Origin of the sequence: Pseudoalteromonas sp. ASV78 (assembly GCF_047806705.1) — a bacterium.
GTDB classification, from domain to species: Bacteria; Pseudomonadota; Gammaproteobacteria; order Enterobacterales; family Alteromonadaceae; genus Pseudoalteromonas; species Pseudoalteromonas prydzensis_A.
In genome coordinates, this window is record NZ_JBLOPA010000001.1 from 1,691,188 (window position 1) to 1,709,562 (window position 18,375).

The 18,375-nt window shown below is 41.0% G+C and carries 14 protein-coding genes; 4 read left to right on the top strand and 10 right to left on the bottom strand.

Annotated features, from left to right (window positions below; translation table 11 throughout):
- Positions 1-62: 62 nt before the first annotated feature.
- Positions 63-1,442, bottom strand: a complete 1,380-nt coding sequence (gene cysS, locus ACMVDV_RS07870; protein WP_416157742.1) for a cysteine--tRNA ligase — start codon at positions 1,440-1,442, stop codon at positions 63-65.
- A gap of 150 nt (positions 1,443-1,592) precedes the next feature.
- Here cysS and ACMVDV_RS07875 point away from each other — a divergent pair, with 150 nt between their 5' ends.
- The 3 genes from ACMVDV_RS07875 to ACMVDV_RS07885 all read left to right on the top strand — a co-directional run bounded on the left by ACMVDV_RS07875 (position 1,593) and on the right by ACMVDV_RS07885 (position 3,745).
- Positions 1,593-2,084, top strand: coding sequence for a peptidylprolyl isomerase (locus ACMVDV_RS07875; protein WP_304184093.1), 492 nt, complete (start codon positions 1,593-1,595; stop codon positions 2,082-2,084).
- A gap of 89 nt (positions 2,085-2,173) precedes the next feature.
- Entirely contained in the window at positions 2,174-2,917 is a 744-nt protein-coding gene (locus tag ACMVDV_RS07880; protein ID WP_416157743.1) for a UDP-2,3-diacylglucosamine diphosphatase, read from the top strand.
- A 48-nt stretch (positions 2,918-2,965) separates the two neighbouring features.
- On the top strand, positions 2,966-3,745 hold the full coding sequence (locus tag ACMVDV_RS07885; protein ID WP_416157744.1) for a substrate-binding periplasmic protein: 780 nt from the start codon (positions 2,966-2,968) through the stop codon (positions 3,743-3,745).
- A gap of 53 nt (positions 3,746-3,798) precedes the next feature.
- Here ACMVDV_RS07885 and ACMVDV_RS07890 read toward each other — a convergent pair whose 3' ends face one another.
- Together ACMVDV_RS07890 and miaE are read right to left on the bottom strand one after the other, a co-directional pair.
- Positions 3,799-6,024, bottom strand: a complete 2,226-nt coding sequence (locus tag ACMVDV_RS07890) for an EAL domain-containing protein (protein WP_416157745.1) — start codon at positions 6,022-6,024, stop codon at positions 3,799-3,801.
- Positions 6,025-6,304: 280 nt separating this feature from the next.
- The gene (gene miaE / locus ACMVDV_RS07895; RefSeq protein ID WP_416157746.1) at positions 6,305-7,075 is read right to left on the bottom strand and encodes a tRNA isopentenyl-2-thiomethyl-A-37 hydroxylase MiaE; all 771 of its coding nucleotides are present in this window, start codon (positions 7,073-7,075) and stop codon (positions 6,305-6,307) included.
- 212 nt (positions 7,076-7,287) lie between these two features.
- Between miaE and ACMVDV_RS07900 the strand changes: the two genes are divergently transcribed.
- Positions 7,288-7,887 carry a Yip1 family protein gene (locus ACMVDV_RS07900; protein WP_416157747.1) on the top strand — a complete coding sequence of 200 codons (600 nt, stop codon included), beginning with the start codon at positions 7,288-7,290 and terminating at the stop codon, positions 7,885-7,887.
- Between the two features lie 123 nt (positions 7,888-8,010).
- Here the strand turns inward: ACMVDV_RS07900 and purF are convergent, their stop codons facing one another.
- The 7 genes from purF to ACMVDV_RS07935 form a co-directional block, all read right to left on the bottom strand.
- Positions 8,011-9,537, bottom strand: a complete 1,527-nt coding sequence (purF, locus tag ACMVDV_RS07905) for an amidophosphoribosyltransferase (RefSeq protein ID WP_304184079.1) — start codon at positions 9,535-9,537, stop codon at positions 8,011-8,013.
- A gap of 18 nt (positions 9,538-9,555) precedes the next feature.
- On the bottom strand, positions 9,556-10,050 hold the full coding sequence (locus ACMVDV_RS07910) for a CvpA family protein (protein WP_016710222.1): 495 nt from the start codon (positions 10,048-10,050) through the stop codon (positions 9,556-9,558).
- Positions 10,051-10,111: 61 nt separating this feature from the next.
- Positions 10,112-10,747: an SPOR domain-containing protein gene (locus tag ACMVDV_RS07915; protein WP_304184077.1), complete on the bottom strand. Its 636-nt coding sequence runs from the start codon at positions 10,745-10,747 to the stop codon at positions 10,112-10,114.
- A gap of 11 nt (positions 10,748-10,758) precedes the next feature.
- Positions 10,759-12,024, bottom strand: a complete 1,266-nt coding sequence (folC, locus tag ACMVDV_RS07920; protein WP_304184076.1) for a bifunctional tetrahydrofolate synthase/dihydrofolate synthase — start codon at positions 12,022-12,024, stop codon at positions 10,759-10,761.
- Between the two features lie 25 nt (positions 12,025-12,049).
- Entirely contained in the window at positions 12,050-12,925 is an 876-nt protein-coding gene (gene accD, locus ACMVDV_RS07925; protein ID WP_145241496.1) for an acetyl-CoA carboxylase, carboxyltransferase subunit beta, read from the bottom strand.
- Positions 12,926-13,085: 160 nt separating this feature from the next.
- Complete coding sequence (gene truA, locus ACMVDV_RS07930) at positions 13,086-13,880, bottom strand: tRNA pseudouridine(38-40) synthase TruA (RefSeq protein ID WP_416157748.1); 795 nt, start codon at positions 13,878-13,880, stop codon at positions 13,086-13,088.
- 166 nt (positions 13,881-14,046) lie between these two features.
- The gene (locus ACMVDV_RS07935) at positions 14,047-18,360 is read right to left on the bottom strand and encodes a FimV/HubP family polar landmark protein (protein ID WP_416157749.1); all 4,314 of its coding nucleotides are present in this window, start codon (positions 18,358-18,360) and stop codon (positions 14,047-14,049) included.
- Between the last annotated feature and the right edge of the window lie 15 nt (positions 18,361-18,375).

Here is an 18,375-nt window from a genome sequence, read left to right on the forward strand (position 1 = left end):
AAAAGGTTGCCAATTTGGCAACCTTTTAAATAACCACCTGTTTTAAATACAAATTGCTAATATTACGCTTTACGCCAGGTTGTTTTACCGGCTGAATCTTCCAGTATCACCCCCAATGCATTCAGTGCATCACGTGCTTCATCGGCGGCAGGCCAATCTTTACTTGCTCGCGCTTCATTACGCTTAACGATTAATGCTTCAATGTGGGCAACTTCGTCATCAGCTTGACCACCTTGTAAGAAGGCCTCTGGTGCTTGTTGTGCAACCCCTAATACTTCACCAAGGCTGCGCAGTACAAATGCTAACTTACCGGCTTGCTCAGCATCAGCGTCTTTTACACGGTTCAGCTCTTTGGCTAATTCAAACAACACAGGTAAGGCTTCTGGTGTATTAAAGTCATCATTCATGGCTTTTCTAAATTTAGCCACATGCTCATTTGTTGCTAAATCACAACTGATAGGCTCAACACCACGAAGTGCCGTATAAATACGCTCAAGCGACGAACGTGCTTGATCTAAGTTCTCTTGCGAGTAATTTAGTTGGCTACGATAATGGCCAGAAATCAAAAAGTAGCGTACTGATTCAGCGTCATACTCTTTGAGTACATCGCGCACGGTAAAAAAGTTATCTAATGATTTAGACATTTTTTCTTTATTCACTTGCACCATACCCGTATGGATCCAGGTATTGACGTACTTACCGTTATTGGCACAGCATGATTGCGCGATTTCATTTTCATGATGTGGAAACTGTAAATCTGAACCACCGCCATGAATATCAAAGTGCTCACCAAGGTGCTTTGAACTCATTGCCGAACATTCGATATGCCAACCTGGACGGCCTTCGCCCCACGGTGATGACCACGATGGCTCACCCGCTTTGGCTTTTTTCCACAATACAAAATCAAGTGGATCATCTTTGTCCTGTGCCACTTCAACACGCGAGCCCGCTTGCAGCATAGTTAAATCTTGCTGTGACAATGCACCGTACTGCTCAAAGGTCGATACATCAAACAGTACATCACCGTCAGCAGCAACGTAAGCATGACCTTTAGTAACGAGGCGCTCAACCATTTCGATAATTTCGTCCATATGACCAGTAACGGTCGGTTCAATATCAGGGCGCAGCATGTTTAGGCTATCAAAATCTTCATGCATTGCTTTGGTCATACGTACGGTTAAATCGTTGATTGCTTCAGCGTTTTCATTGGCACGTTTGATGATTTTGTCGTCTACATCGGTGATATTGCGCACATACTTTACATCATAACCGATGTGACGCAGGTAACGGACAATCACGTCAAAGCTTACAAATGTACGGGCATGACCAATGTGACAATAATCATAAATGGTGATACCACACACATACATGTCGATCTTGCCGTCGACCATAGGTTTAAATTGCTCTTTTTGACGCGTGAGTGTGTTGTATATATTTACCATTTATTTTAAGTCCTTGACTATTTACTTGAATCGCTATGTTAACACTTGAAAAGCCCCTGCTCTAGCGCTTTATCAATTGAATAAGCACTTTGTTAATCTTAGCTAACTAAGATAAAATAGCGGCAAATAAATCAGCTAATAGGAAACCACATGGTTGTTCTACACACAAATTTTGGTGATATCACCATTAACATGCACAAAGAAGATGCGCCAAACACAGTTAAAAACTTTTTACAGTATGCAAACGCAGGCTTTTACGACGGCACTATTTTTCACCGTGTGATTGATGGTTTCATGGTACAAGGCGGTGGTTTTGAGCCTGGTATGATTCAAAAAGAAGTGCATGATCCTATTCAAAATGAAGCAAACAATGGCCTTTCTAATAAGATTGGTACACTTGCTATGGCACGTACTCCTGATCCACATTCAGCAACCGCGCAGTTTTTCATTAACGTGAATAACAATGACTTCTTAAACTTCAGCAGCGAAACATCTCAAGGCTGGGGTTACTGTGTATTTGCTGAAGTTGTTGAAGGCATGGACGTAGTAGAAAAAATTAAAGCCGTTGCTACAGGTAGCACCGGCTTTCATCAAGACGTACCACTTGATGACGTTATCATCACAAGCGTAACTGTAAACTAATAGCACGCTTACCCACGTAACGTGGCGTTTGAGCGGGTATTTATGCTATGCGTATATACCCGCCTTATTTATTTTTTAAAAGACCTCCTATGACTCGCCAAACCTACTTTATTGCCGACCTCCATTTAAGTGAAAATCGCCCGGATATCAGTGCAGCTTTTTATCAGTTTTTAGACACCCATATTATTAATAAGGATGTAGACGCGCTATATATACTCGGTGATTTTTTTGAAGTATGGGTAGGTGATGATTATGTAACTGCACTTTCAACTGAAGTTGCAAAGCATTTAAAAGTAGTTAGTGATAATGGCACTCCAGTATATTTTGTGCATGGCAATCGTGATTTCATTATGCGCGATAAATACGCCAAACAAGCAGGAATGATTTTATTACCTGAACAGCTAGTAATTGACTTATATGGCACTCCTACCGTCATTTTGCATGGCGATGAAATGTGCACACAAGATATTGAATACCAAAAGTTTCGCAAAAAAGGCCGCAGTTGGTGGTGGCCAAGATTAATGCTTACGATGCCGCTGTGGTATCGTCGCAAAGTGGCGCAAAACGCCCGTGAGAAATCAAAACAAAATCAAACTGGTAAAGCATTAGAAATTTTAGATGTCACCGAGCAGGCGGTACTTGATGTTTTTGCCAAACACCAAGTGCAAAATATGATCCATGGTCATACACATCGCCCTAACGTGCATCAATATCAAGTAGGTAAGCAAACACTTACTCGCACAGTGTTGGGTGATTGGTATACGCAAGGTTCTTATTTAGTGGTTACCGCGCAGACACAAGAACTAGTGAGTGAGCCATTCGCACAAATATAAAATGTTGTCTACGCTTATAATATTGATCATTTTTTAGTACTGATCGCAATGCTTAAATTATCTCTTATTGTTATTTTTTTACTTTACGTAAGCCAGACATACAGCCAAGATAAATGGCTTTTTGTAACTGAGCCCTTCCCTCCCTATTTTTCTGATCAGCTGCCACAACAAGGTTGGTTAGCTGACATTGTTGTTACCGCATTAGCAAGCCAAGATATTGAAGCCACTATTGAGTTTACAACTTGGGCTCGCGCAATAAGGTTACTTGAAAAAAATAAGCGAACAGCTCTTTTAGGGGCTTATTTTAGCGCCGAGCGTGAAAAAATATTCCACTACTCACGACCGCTAGCCAATTCATTTACGGGATTATTTAAACGAAAAAGTAGCCAAATAAATTACGATGGTAATTTAACTTCATTGCAGCCATACAGCATAAGTAAAGGCAGTAATTATATAGTTAGCGATGGGTTTAGTAGTGAGCACAATTTAGCTATTACAGTTACTGATGACTTGATCCGTAGCTTATACGTGTTACAGCTTGGCCGCGTTGACTTAGTCGCTGGCACCAAAGAAGTTGGTGAGTACTGGTTAAACAATCATCCACAATTGCAAGCAGGACAGGCAATCGTATATATTTCTCCTCATTTAGGGTCCCATCACCTATATATTATTTTTGCCAAATCTGCAGCGCATAGCAAGCAACAATTAATACAATTAGAAAACGGTTTAAATACCATTATTAATAATGGTGAAGCCGCACAAGTCCTTCTGCGTCATGGCTTCTCAGAGACTAGCATTGAACAATACCTGCAATTTTTAAAACGTTAAGAAACCGCGACTTTATATGCACGCTTTTACCATCGCTGTAAATAATTTATTTTTTAATCATTTACATTATCAAACTGTGCTAACCAGATCAGTAAATCATCATAAAATAGTGGTTTTGAAAAAAAATAACCTTGAGCCATTTCACAACCAGCTTGTTTTAACCATTGCACCTCAAACTCGTTTTCAACACCCTCGGCTACAATTGTAAAATCAAATTGCTTTGCCAGGCTAATAATCATTTTGATCATGTACTGATTATTTAAATTATGCTCAAGGTTGCTGACAAAATAGCGATCAATTTTTATCGCATTCGACGGTATTTGATTAATATGCGCTAACGACGAATAACCCGTACCAAAGTCATCAATACTCACTTTAATACCCAAGTCCATAAACCGTAATAAAGCCTCTTTAATAAAATTATAGTTACTGATCGCTTGGGTTTCTGTCACTTCAAGTTCCAGCATAGAGGCAGATACATTATATTCCTCAATCCGGCTCTTGATAGACTCAAAGTAAGATGGCTCGATCAAGTCATAAGATGACGCGTTAAACGCAATAGGTAAATTTATGCCGCGGCATTTAAGTTGATTAATGGTTTGAAGTATTTTTTCAAAAATAACATTATCTAGTTCATTAATTAAACCTGCAGTTTCTGCAAGCTCTATAAATTCCTCAGGATCAACAAAACTGCCATCAGCTAACTGCCATCTTGCAAGCGCTTCAAAACCAACTGGGCGCAACGTTTTCAAAGACATTTTAGGCTGCAATGCAATCCGCAGCTCTTTAGTACTAATAGCTGTTCTCAAACGCGCCATTAACTCATAACGTCTTGTTATTGCAATTGTTTTCTCATCTGTATGTAAAATATACTTCGCTTGAGTTACTTGCATGTAATTTAAGCTTGATTCAGCTAGGCTAATTATTTTTTCGGGAGTAATATTTAATGCACAGTTAAGTTTCAGCTCCAACACTCTCACGTCAATAAATTGCTTAACATTTTCAATTTCGTACTTTTGCTTATTATGAAAACGGGTAATGTCATCAGCAATATCAAAGTCAATATTGATCAGCATACCAAAGCTACGATTACTAATAATCGCGACTCTGGGGTCATGTATCGAAAAAACATCCACAATACTTTTATGTACGAGTTTTATAATTTTTTTACAAAAATCATAACCAAAGGTAAATGCTTTTTCATCAAACTGATAAATATCAAAAATAATCAAACGCATCTTTGATTGCTCATACACGTTCATATTTTTAATTTCACGAGTTAACCAGTTTCTATTCTGTAAGTTTAATGAAACATCGGTATAGGCAAGCTCCGTTAACCGATTTAATAATGAAATATTAGCAAACCCGCTACTCACATTTTCACTAAATACCTTTAATAAATACTCGTTTCCTTCACTAATAGGGTTGTCTGATTTTACAAGAGTAATATAGTCAATGCCTTCAACTATGGTTGCTTCAAAAAAAAAGATGCTATGCTGCTTTGCAAATACATGACGCTTTTCTTTGATGGCTAGCTGGAAGTCGTCGTACATATCGGCTAGTAAGTTGCTATCTACTTTTTGCCCTTTTATACAATTAAAGCAACCGTTAGTCGTTAGAATCACGGCATCAGAGCCTTTATCAAGGTTGCTGGAGCAAAGGATCCCGCCTCCTTCCGATATTTTTAAAATATTACTTAATTCCTGCAACACGGCAGCAGAGTATGAGCCCATATCATGTTTGCTATTAATGCTCCTTGATGCATCAAGCACAAGTTGCAATCCTTGTTTAGCGGCTTTTATTTGCGAAATATATTGCCAGGTTCGCATATTATTATTAACGATTGATTCAAGCTGTTGCGCTGAAATATCAGACTTATTCCAGCACTCATCAATATCAAGCATTTTCATGACATCGATTCCGGGAGCAAAGCCAGACTGCCCAGTTAAAAGTACTATACGCATTTCTGCGTTACCAATCACTTCTCTAATGGTATTGACTAAGCGCAGCCCTGAGTCATCCTCTTCCATAACCACATCAATAAAAATAAGAGCTATATCTGGGTGCATACTTAAGGTAAGGGCAGCTTCAAGTACTGAGTTAGCTGTAAATAGCTGATACTTGTAGCCCTCATTGGCCTTTAATCCTTTTAAGCTATTAACTAATGCGTGTTGATAATCGAGATCATCCTCAACGGTTAAAATTTTCCATACTTTAAGATCGTTATTTGCTAACTTTTCCTCAGCAGAAAATACAATTACTCCTTCTTTTTCAACCATATATGCTCACTAAAATAGTAATAGTTAGAATACCAATCGACTTAAATACTTAACCATTCTAGCGGGCTAAATAAAGCGCTAACAGCGTTAGTAATTTTTCAAGTAGAACAACGTCCATTTACAATGGATCGCTAAGCAATAAAATAACTGATAAGGCAAAATTTAACTTACTTTAAATATTAGGAGAGAGTTTCTGATGTGTCTAATTTAAAAACACTTTTAATAGTAATATAGCTGCTACAGCATCGTTTAATAAAGCTGTAGCGGATCACTATACTGGTTAAGCACTTTTATTTATCGGCATGCCACTGTGGAACTTAAAATCGTCATCAAAAGATGTAATTAGCTGTGCTTCAATTTCACCAAACTCTTTAACCCGTTCACTAATATCAAAATCGGCAATGTCTTGAGCCAAGGTTAAGTAATCTTGATAGTGGCGTGCTTCAGAGCGCAATAAAGAAATATAAAAATCCCCTAAGCGCTTATCAACATGCGGAGCAAGCGCGGCAAAACGCTCACACGAGCGTGCTTCGATGTAAGCACCCACTATGAGTTTATCTACTAAGGCATCAGGCTCAAAGGTTTTTACATGTCTGAGCATACCCTTTGCATAGCGACATGGCGTAATACTTTGATACTCAACACCGTACTCATCCATAATTTCTAATACTTGATAAAAGTGGTGCAGCTCTTCTTTGATCAGCATCACCATTTTATCAACCAAATCTTGTCCATAAGCTGAGTCGGATTTTGGGATCACTGCTTTAGTCAGTTTATTTTTCGCCGCAAGATCGCGCCAATTGCCTTCACGTTTGTAAATCAGTGCTTCAAACGGTTTTAGCCACTCAAGCAAGGCATCGCTACTGTCTTTATCAATCGCGTATTTACGAATTAAAAACATTGCCGACTGCGCGGCTTTAAGCTCACAAATAAGATGATCAATTAAAATAACCGCGAGGTTTTCTGTTTTAACGGCTTCATCAATCCATGCTTGAGGTGTTTCACATGTCAGAAACTCATTGATTGGTTGTAAAAGTTGGCTGTATGACACGGGTTAGACTGCTCATTTAAAGTTAAATTCATCGAGTAATTATTTTACCACGAAACCATCGAGAGAATAAAACCAAGCCATGTTTTAGTGTCGCTGTAAGTAATATTTTTCAAATTACGATTGCTTGACAAGCCCCCATTACTGAACCATAACTTAATGCAAGCTGTATAAAAATAAAACAGCGTTTACTTCCTTTTTATGGGGCACACATTATGATACTAAACCATTTATGGGGCATTTATGCTCACCCACTCGAAGAGTGGCAAACAATAGATAACCGTCACGAAAGTTTAACCTATAGTCTTTCGCATATCTTACTGATAGCGTTATTTCCTTCTGTGATGGGCTACTATTCTTCAGTTTATTTAGGCTGGAGTATTGGCGCTGGTAATCCAGTGTTTTTAACTCACGATAGTGCAATATTGATTGCAGCAGCTATGTATGCAGCTCTCATTGTTGGTGTATTTGCACTGGCTTATTTAGCGCATTGGATGGCGGTCACTTTTGGTGCAAAGCCTACATTTACCCAAACCTTAGAGCTTGCCGCCTATACTTCAACACCCGTGTTTATGTCTGCATTAGCAGCATTTTGGCCAGAGTTATGGTTTGTAGTCTGTGCAGGTATGGTTGCCTTAGCCTATTCAGTTTATTTACTATATACCGGAGTGCCAATTTTAATGCATATACCACAGGAGCGCGGCTTTATTTATGCAAGCTCAGTAGTGACCTGTGGATTGATTTTATTGGTGATTATTTTAGCTGTCACCGCCATATTATGGACCAATGGTATCGTAAGTCCTAGCTTTACATAATTTCTAGTTTCACGTTAGAAGCTGTAAAATGTAGTAAAAAGTAGTGTTATTATTTTCTTTCCTTCACAAAAAAGGAGCTTAATTTAGCTCCTTTTTTTATCTCTACAGAATTAAACTAGTCTGTTAATCTGAGCCATTCTCTTCTTGGTTATGTAACTCTAAACCAGAAGACATAGCACTTTCACGGCTACTTTTTGCTGAGTCATTACGTAGTTGTTCAATACGATTTAAATAATCTTGGTCAATTCCGCCAGTAATATATTGGCCATCAAATACTGACGTTTCAAATCGCGTGATCTCTGGATTTTCTTGTGATACTGCAGCAATCAAGTCAGGCAATGACTGGAAGATCAAACCATCTGCACCAATACTTGTATTAATGTCTTCAACTTCACGACCATGAGCAATTAATTCAGCAGCTGATGGCATATCGATACCATACACATTCGGAAAGCGAATTTCTGGTGCCGCAGAGGCAAAATAAACGTTTTTAGCGCCTGACTCACGTGCCATTTCAACGATTTGAGCAGAGGTAGTACCACGGACAATTGAATCATCCACTAACAATACGTTTTTACCCTTAAACTCGCGGTCAATCGCATTAAGCTTTTGACGCACTGACTTTTTACGCATTTCTTGGCCAGGCATGATAAACGTACGGCCAATATAACGGTTTTTAACAAAGCCTTGGCGGTACGGTAAATCAAGTACACGGGCAATTTCCAGTGCTACATCACAGGATGTTTCAGGGATTGGAATAACCACATCAATGTCTTTATCAGCCCATTCACGGGCAATTTTCTCGCCTAATTTAGTACCCATATTAACGCGAGTGGCGTAAACAGACATGCGGTCAATATTTGAATCAGGACGCGCAAAATACACAAACTCAAAAATGCACGGTGAGTAAGAGGCTTTATCTGCACATGTTTGCGAGAAGAACTCGCCTGCTTCAGTCACGTAAATTGCTTCACCAGGGGCTACATCACGGACAAACTCAAAACCGTCGGTTTTTAGTGCAACGCTTTCAGAGGCAAACATATATTCAGTACCATGCGCTGTTTCACGCTTACCAAATACTAATGGACGAATGCCGTTAGGATCGCGAAACGCAACAATACCATGGCCAATAACCATTGCAATGGTGGCATAGCCGCCTTGAACTTTATTTATAACTTCAGTAATGCCGTTAAAAATATCTTCAGGGTCAAGCTTTAGCTTGTTTGGTTTGCTGAATTCATGCGCTAAAACGTTAAGTAAAATCTCTGAATCAGAGGTTGTGTTAACATGACGACGTGCTTCACAGAATAATTGCTGCTTAAGCGCTTCTGCATTGGTTAAGTTACCATTGTGTGCTAAAGCAATACCGAACGGTGAGTTAACATAAAACGGCTGTGCTTCTGACGAGCTAGATGAACCAGCGGTCGGATAGCGTACATGACCGATACCAATAGTGCCTTGTAAGCGCTTCATATGGCGGGTGTGAAATACATCTTTCACTAAGCCATTCGCTTTACGTAAACTAAAGGTGTTGTTTTCAATGGTAATGATGCCCGCAGCATCTTGGCCACGGTGTTGCAAAACAGTTAAGCCATCATAAATCGCCTGATTTACAGGAGATGTTCCGACTATTCCAACGATACCACACATGAAATTTTTCCTCGCCGATTAACGGTTGACCGAATTTAAAAAGCTTGAATTGTTTTCGAGGTATGAAAAAAACCACTCAACAACAAAGCCAAATTCTGGGATCAAAATAGAGTTACCCCACCAGTGCGTATTGGGTGCACCAGTAAAAGCATCAAGAAAGAAGAGTAACGCGCTCACGACCAACACGCCACGAAGTGCACCAAAGACAATGCCAAAGACACGGTCAGTGCCAGATAAACCAGTACGATGTACCAGCTCACCCAGCAGGTAGTTTAACAATCCGCCTAACAATAGCGTCGCAAAGAATAATATGGCAATGGCCGCTGCATTTCTTAAAAGGGGTTCAGAAATACTGGTTAGGAAGGAAGCTAAATATTGGTAAAATAAACTAGAGATGATAAATGCGCCAGCCCACACGGCCAAAGACATTGCTTCTTTTATAAAGCCACGAATTAAACCGATAATAGTAGACAGTGCAATAATGCCAAGTATGGCGTAATCAACCCAGATCATATGAACCAACTAGTCGTTAATTTGGGGCGCATTCTATAAGAGGTCGACACTAAATGCCAGATCATTTTGTTACTTCAAATTGGGTAACTTTACCATTGAGTTTAGTAAGCGCTTTTAATTCAGGGAGTTTGCTCTCAAGCTCCGCCTTATTAAGCGACGGACCCACAAAAACTTTAGTTAAAGTGCCATTGGGTGTTTTAACTGGACGAGTAAAGGTTTTAAAACCTTTATCACTGAGTTTCGCTTGTAACGATTTAACGTTAGCGGCGTGTGAAAAGCTACCCAGCTGAATAACATACGCCATTTTCGATAAATTTTCTTCCGGCTTACGTACTGGTTCTGGTTGCTTTTCAGCAGCTTGAGGTTTTGCTGTGGCAGCGGCTTGATTAGTTGATGCTTCAACAATTTTCTGCTCTGCGGGCGTTGTTTCTACAACTATTTCAGCAGCACTGGTGAGCAGTTCGTCATCTGCTGATATATCTTCCTCAGCTTCTGCTTTTGGCTGCTGAGCGTTGGCCACTTGATCATCTATCGCGTCTTGGAGATCGATAGTTTTGAACTCAGGACGTTCAGGAATGGCTTTAAAGCCTTCTTTGTAATGTACTTTTTCGCCATCAAGAATGTTAGGAATAAACACGATAGCTGCAATCACCACAATAGTTGTGCCGACTAAACGATTTATAAAGCCTGAGTTCACCAGATTCCTCTCTATTTTTTCCAATAATTAATGGCAGCTGCTACGGTAAAAAAGGAGCCAAATACAATCAATATCGATTTCTCATCTAGCTGTGGCAACACCGTATCTAACGCATCATCAACACTTTGATATTGCTCAATCGGCGCATGCGTTTGCACATTATTCATCGATTTAGCTAAGTTCTCTACTTTATCGCCACGAAAGCAATTTAGTCCAGCTAAATGCCATGTATCAACTACCGAGTTCACTTCATTTAATACCGCAACTTTGTCTTTGTCAGCCAGCATAGCGACTAACGCATGAACTTTAAAGCCTTGATCTTGCAGGTGAGCTAACTTTTTAGCTAAATAACGTGCCGATTCAGGATTATGCGCCACATCAGTATAGACCATAGGCTCACTGCTTAGTTGCTGAAAGCGCCCTTCAACCACTAAATTAGTTAAACAATCGCGGATCACTGCTTCACTCGGTAATAAGTTTAGCACCGCCAATGTAGTCAGCGCTGTCGCCGCGTTTTGGCATGGGATGGATGGTTTAGCAAACTCAAAGTGATGAGCTTGATACTGCCAACTAAAACTCTGCGCATGCTCTTTAAATATAAAATCTCGCCCAGATAAATGCATCACCGCGTTAATTTCATGACCGTAGTCGGTCACTGTGTGCGGTATGTTTAAATCGCCGACAATGGCGGGGGTGCCAGTACGAAAAATTCCTGCTTTATCATAACCCACAAGCTCCCGCGTATCACCAAGGTACTCTTTATGATCTAAATCGATAGTGGTGATCACACTGGCAAATGGGGTAACAATATTGGTGGCATCGTAGCGCCCGCCCAGCCCCACTTCTAACAGCACATAATCAACGCTATGGCGTTTAAAAATAGCCAGTGCGCCTAAGGTGCCATATTCAAAATAAGTCAGCGGCGTGTCACCACGGCCCTGCTCGAGCAAGGCAAACGCATCAACATGAAATTGATCATCAAGCTCTGCGCCATTTATGCGTACGCGTTCGTTATACTGAATTAAATGAGGAGATGCATAAGTACCAACCGAATAACCTTGGGCAAGCAGCAGTGCTTCTAAACAGCGGGCAGTGGTGCCTTTGCCGTTGGTGCCAGCAATGAGAATTATTTTACTTGGTGTGTCGAGTAAACCAATGGTATTGGCCACTTTGGCAACGCGTTCTAACCCCATGGCAATATTTGCTGGGTGAACACTTTCTAAATAACAAAGCCAATCATCAAGGCTAGATGATTGGCTAGGAATGTTTTTTGTCATAGCGTGTGATCAGTAAAGCTGAAATTTACGCTACTCTATGCTCTTGTTCCGTAGAAGGCAAGTTCATAAATTTAGCGAGTATACGTGCAAGTGTGTCACGCATTTCACGACGGTCGATGATCATATCGATGGCACCATGCTCTAGCAAGAATTCACTGCGCTGGAAGCCTTCAGGTAAGGTCTCGCGCACAGTTTGTTCAATAACACGAGGACCCGCAAAACCGATTAAGGCTTTTGGCTCTGCAACATTGATATCGCCAAGCATGGCTAATGATGCTGATACACCGCCCATCGTTGGATCAGTCATTACTGAAATAAACGGCAAGCCTTGTTCGCTCATTTTCGCAAGTGCAGCACTGGTTTTAGCCATTTGCATCAGCGACATAAGCGCTTCTTGCATCCGTGCACCACCTGACGCTGAAAAGCAAATTAGCGGCATATTATGTTCCAAACACTGATCAACAGCATCAACAAAACGCGCACCAACAACCGATGCCATTGAACCACCCATAAATGAGAATTCAAATGCGACGGCTGCAACAGGAATGCCTTTTAAGCGCCCTTTCATCGCGACTAACGCGTCTTTTTCGCCACTTGACTTTTGTGCGGCGGCGATACGGTCTGAATATTTTTTCGAGTCTTTAAACTTTAAAATATCTTTTGGTTCGTGCTGTGTGCCAAGTTCTTGGCGGTCGCCATCATCCAAAAAATGTTCAAGACGTTTACGGCCACTGACACGCATGTGGTGATTGCATTTAGGGCATACATTGAGTGACTTTTCTAATTCCGCTTTATATAAAATCGAATCACAATCTGTACATTTCGCCCAAACACCTTCAGGTATCTCTTTACGAGCCGAAGACTTTGTTGTTTTAGGTAGGATTTTTTCTAACCAACTCATTTGCAACTCTCTTAATACTATTCTGTGCTTTGCTGCGTTCCTGCCAAATCATTATTGGCAGACAAATTTTTTCAATTAAAACATGAATTACACACAGGCGGTATAAAAAACTGGTCTTAGTAGTGAAATGCCTGCGTCAACACGGTCAAATTATCGTCAATTAAACCCCAGTATCAGCTAAAAATAAAGGGCCTAGCGGCGTTGCTGGAATTTCAAACTGCTCAGGATAATCGACATCTACTAAGTATAAGCCTGCCGCCTTCGCTGTGGCACTGGCTTTAGCGCGCTCTTTTAAATCAAGTAACTCTTTAAGCCACACAGGTTGCTGTTTATGCAAACCGATATCCATTAAGCAACCGGTGATATTACGTACCATATGGTGTAAAAATGCATTTGCTTTTATATCGATGACCACATAGCTGCCTTGGCGCGCAACCGATAAATGATGAATGGTGCGTGTCGCGGTATTAGCTTGGCAATGCAATGCGCGAAACGACGTAAAATCATGTTCACCAATTAAGTACTGACATGCTTGTTGCATTTTAGTTTCATCAAGGGGGTGATGAAAATGTGTCACTCCCTCACTTAATATCGCCCCTCGAAAGGAGTTATTATAAATAACGTAACGATAACGCCTTGCAGTAGCACTAAAGCGAGCATGAAAAGTTTCACTCACAGGTTTTGCGTAGCGTATAGCAATATCTTTCGGTAACAAGGTGTTCATACCCATAGTAAATGCAACCATATCGCGTTCAGCGTGGGTATCAAAATGCACAACCTGGCCAGTACCATGAACTCCAGCATCAGTGCGACCCGCACAAACGATTTCTACTGGGTGGTTACAAATACGCGAAAGCGCGGTTTCTACTTCTTGTTGTACGCTATTTACATGCGATTGACGTTGCCAACCACTGTAACGGGCGCCGTTGTATTCAACTCCAAGTGCTACTCGCATAATTACTGCTTTACCTACTGTGCTAAAGGACGGGCATTTTATGCTATATGCCAATCTAATAAAAGTAACTCATTACAAATAAGCGCCGCGGTCTTTCTTCAGGCTAACAAGTTTAAAATAAAAAAGGGCATAAACGCGCGTTTATGCCCTTTTTTAAAATGTGTATTTAAACTAATTTAGCTTTTAAACTTAGCGCTTCTTCTTGCACTTCTTCAGGGCCATTGGCAATAACCTCTTCAATAACATCCAGCGCAGAGTCCATATCACCAATTTCTATGTAAGCACGGGCCAAATCGAGTTTAGCTGAAAAACCACCACTTTCTAAATCAACATCGGTTGGATTATCACCCGCTAACAAAGCGTCAAACTCACTCAAACCGACATCCATATTCACATCATCATAAGGTTCATGATCTAAACTTGCATCATCACTTTGCTCAATCAATGCATCAATATCTACAAATTCTTCTGTGATCTCGTCTTCGTTTGTAGGCGCAGTTATTTCTTCATCTACTTGCTCCGCCAAGCCTATATCATCGGTTGCTGAGAACGCTTCAAGTTCCGCAAGATCTTCACTAAGCAGGGCATTAAAATCAACGTCGAAATCACTGCTATCATCAATATCTAACGGCTCAGGTTCTGCCAACTCACTTAATAACGCATCAAAATCTGTTTGCGTAAGATCAGCCATAAAGTCATCATCAAGCTGATCGTCTGATAAATCATTTTGCTGTGCATCTAAGTTACTATCAAGCGCTGGCGGTTGCTCAAAGGGATCGTCAAGTTCGACAGCCAAATCATCTTCATCGTCGCCTGTTACTTGATCAGCACTGTGCTTTTCATTATCTAACGGTGCTGCATCTGCAGTGTCCGTCGCAGCTTCTTTAACATCGTCATTAGTCGTAAGAGTATCGTTAGGCTGCGGCGCTTCGCTTAATGATTCATCTTCTGCAAGTAACTCATCTTCAATTAATAATTCATCGTCAAAGTCTTGCTCTAAACTATCTAAATCTTGCCCTGCAGCCATTGCATTAGCCAGATCTTGTTCTGCTTGACTAAGTTGTAGCTCGGGTATGTCGGCATTAGATTCATCATCGAGTGGCTCGTTATCCTCACTTTCTGCATCATTGAGTTCAAGCTCAGGATAGTCATCAAGTTCCAGACTCGGTGTCACAGGATCTGCACTTAGCGGCTCATCTTCTAACGCTAAATCAAATTCATCTGCAAGCGGATCATCTCCCAAGTCTATTTCAACTTCCTCAATTTGATCATCGAGTTCATCAACTTCAGACCATTTCGGCGGCTCTACGTAATCATCTTCTTGCTGTAATTCATTAAGTAAATCATCAACGCTTTTTAGTGAAGGATCGTCATATTCTTCTAATAAATCGTCTTCGTCGAGCAGCTCATCGCTTGATTCTTCACTCGTTTGTGCAAATAAATCATCATCTGTGTCTGCAAGCTCTGATCCAGCTTCTAATTCATCAACTAAACTAGATGCTATCGATTCAACATCTTCAACATCAAGTTCATCTTCTACATTCGATAACTCTTCCATCGAATCAGAAAGAGCTTCATTGAGCTGCGTGCTATGCGCTTCATCCGTTAAGCTTTCAATATCACCTAAATCAAACTCATCTTCTGCTTCAATAGGCGTTATGCCAGCTTCAGGCTCAGACTTTTCATCGGTGGGTTGCTCTAATAAACTATCAATATCACCAAAATCAAACTCATCGTCTTCTGCAACTGCCTCTGCCTCAACGTCTGCATCACCAAGCTCAGGCTCTGTTGCGCTGTTATCCTCTGCGGCTTCATCAATCAGACTGTCGATATCAGCTACATCAAGTTCGTCGTCTTCTGCAACTGGCTCTGCCTCAACGTCTGCACCACCAAGCTCAGGCTCTGCTGCGCTGTTATCCTCTGCGGTTTCATCAATAAGACTGTCGATATCAGCTACATCAAGTTCGTCGTCTTCTGCAACTGGCTCTGGCTCAACGTCTGCACCACCAAGCTCAGGCTCTGCTGCGCTGTTATCCTCTGCGGCTTCATCAATAAGACTGTCGATGTCAGCTACATCAAGTTCGTCATCTTCTGCGACAAGCTCAGGCTTTGCTACGCTATTTTCACCTGCGGCTTCATCAATCAAACTATCAATGTCATCTACATCAAATTCATCGTCTTCTGCAACTGGCTCTGCCTCAACGTCTGCTTCACCAAGCTCAGGCTCTGCTGCGCTATTTTCACCTGCAGCTTCATCAATAAGACTATCAATGTCAGCTACATCAAAGTCGTCGTCTTCTTCGACAAGCTCAGGCTTTGCTACGCTGTTTTCATCCGCGGCTTCATCAATAAGACTGTCGATATCAGCTACATCAAGTTCATCATCTTCTTCACCAAGCTCAGGCTCTGTTACGCTGTTATCCTCTGCGGCTTCATCGATAAGACTGTCGATGTCAGTTATATCAAGTTCGTCGTCTGCTTCACCAAGCTCTGGCTCTGCTACAGTATTATCGCTCGCTGCTTCATCAATAAGGCTGTCGATGTCAGCTACATCAAATTCATCGTCTTCTGCAACAAGCTCAGGCTCTGCTGCGCTATTTTCACCTGCAGCTTCATCGATAAGACTGTCGATGTCAGCTACATCCAAGTCGTCGTCTTCTTCGCCAAGCTCAGGCTCTGCTACGCTATTTTCACCTGCGGCTTCATCAATAAGGCTGTCGATGTCATCTACATCAAAGTCGTCGTCTTCTTCAACAAGCTCAGGCTCTGCTACGCTATTTTCACCTGCGGCTTCATCAATAAGACTGTCGATGTCATCTACATCAAAGTCGTCGTCTTCTTCGACAAGCTCAGGCTCTGCTACGCTATTTTCACCTGCAGCTTCATCAATAAGACTGTCGATATCAGCGACATCAAAGTCGTCGTCTTCTTCGACAAGCTCGGGCTCTGTTACGCTGTTATCCTCTGTTGCTTCATCAATCAGACTATCAATGTCATCTAAATCAAATTCATCATCTTCAACAGGCTCAGCAGATTGATTACTGCTTTGCTCATCAATCAAGGCATCAATATCAAAATCATCATCTGCTAATTCCTCACTAAGCGCTGCTAAGTCGTCATCTGAATCAAGAGCATCATCGGCTTTAGCCGTTACGGGCTGTTCAGTGTCATTCGCGAATAAATCATCTAAATCAGCGGCACTCAAGATATCACCATCATCAGTGTCAGCTTTCATATCTAAGTCGATATCGTCGCCTAAGCTATCATCGTCTGTTTGATCAAAGTCTTGCTGCATGAAAATATCGAGTTCATCATTTTCTTCTTTAGCTTCATCACTTTCATCATCGAACACGATGTCGTCGCTCAGTAAACCATCTAATTCGTCTTGATTTAATAAACTATCGCCATCTTCAAATCCATCATCGATATTATCATCAAAAATAATGTCATCGTCGTCAGGTAAAATATCCTTATCATCGTCCAGCTGCACACTTAAGTCATCAAGATCATTAGGTACTGGATCAGGAATAATTGGGTCTAGTGAAGGTCCTAGATCAATATCATCATCTGCGCTATAACTTGGACTTTGTGGTAAAAACTCATCATCAATATCTTCCTCTTGTTTGTTATTGCGTTTACGCAAGAACATCACAATTGCAAAGATGATCAACAATGCAGGTATAGTCATTAATAGAATGAGAACTAGCGGATTGGCTAATAGTCCAGCAAAATTAAACTCACTAGTCTCTTCGAGCTTTTTTGCACTTTGTTGCTCTATAATTTCGTTTTGTTTTGCAATTAATTCTTTCAATTGTCGCTGAATTTCGCTGTCTTGACCGAGCTGTTCGCGAATGTTTTCAAGCTCTTTAGAAACGCCGGTAAGCTGTTGCTTTAATTTATTATTCTCAACTAAAATTTCTTCGACATTAGCCACTGAAGATTTGAACTGTTTTTGTAGTTCAACCAGTTGTGTACCTTGCTGCGTTTTAATGTTGTTGATTTCTTGCTTTAATTCTTGTTTTGCTTCATCAACATCCACTTTACGCGCTTGGGTGACTTTCTTTTGTGATGCGGTGATCTCACTGTTTGTCAGTGTACCGTTTTTCTTTTTTTCCCACAACTCATCGTCTTGCTCAGAGCGTTGCTTAGCAAGTTCGGGGTTTACACCTTGAATTTCAGTTAAGGTCGGGATTTTTAAATACGCGCCATCACGCATATGATTAAGGTTTTGATCTAAAAACGATTGCGGGTTTTTTTCATACAAAGCCTGCATAACCTGATAAATACTGACCGAGTTATCTGGCCGCACTTTTGCTGCAATACGCCATAGCGTATCAGTTGGCTTGATTGGCCCAATTGAACGCCCTTGAACGCCATAATCGACACCCTTAGGCCCTTTTAATTGAGCTCCGTCTTGGGAGTATATCGGTGTTACCACCAATGCAGACGCTAATAAGAGGAGTGAAGCTAAACCGCGCATGCTGATCCTTTAATG

Bases quoted from the DNA above. Each gene is read 5' to 3' on its own strand.
- cysS (WP_416157742.1), bottom strand. From the start codon at position 1,442: ATGGTAAATATATACAACACACTCACGCGTCAAAAAGAGCAATTTAAA.
- ACMVDV_RS07875 (WP_304184093.1), top strand. From the start codon at position 1,593: ATGGTTGTTCTACACACAAATTTTGGTGATATCACCATTAACATGCAC.
- ACMVDV_RS07880 (WP_416157743.1), top strand. From the start codon at position 2,174: ATGACTCGCCAAACCTACTTTATTGCCGACCTCCATTTAAGTGAAAAT.
- ACMVDV_RS07885 (WP_416157744.1), top strand. From the start codon at position 2,966: ATGCTTAAATTATCTCTTATTGTTATTTTTTTACTTTACGTAAGCCAG.
- ACMVDV_RS07890 (WP_416157745.1), bottom strand. From the start codon at position 6,024: ATGGTTGAAAAAGAAGGAGTAATTGTATTTTCTGCTGAGGAAAAGTTA.
- ACMVDV_RS07900 (WP_416157747.1), top strand. From the start codon at position 7,288: ATGATACTAAACCATTTATGGGGCATTTATGCTCACCCACTCGAAGAG.
- purF (WP_304184079.1), bottom strand. From the start codon at position 9,537: ATGTGTGGTATCGTTGGAATAGTCGGAACATCTCCTGTAAATCAGGCG.
- ACMVDV_RS07910 (WP_016710222.1), bottom strand. From the start codon at position 10,050: ATGATCTGGGTTGATTACGCCATACTTGGCATTATTGCACTGTCTACT.
- folC (WP_304184076.1), bottom strand. From the start codon at position 12,024: ATGACAAAAAACATTCCTAGCCAATCATCTAGCCTTGATGATTGGCTT.
- accD (WP_145241496.1), bottom strand. From the start codon at position 12,925: ATGAGTTGGTTAGAAAAAATCCTACCTAAAACAACAAAGTCTTCGGCT.
- truA (WP_416157748.1), bottom strand. From the start codon at position 13,880: ATGCGAGTAGCACTTGGAGTTGAATACAACGGCGCCCGTTACAGTGGT.
- ACMVDV_RS07935 (WP_416157749.1), bottom strand. From the start codon at position 18,360: ATGCGCGGTTTAGCTTCACTCCTCTTATTAGCGTCTGCATTGGTGGTA.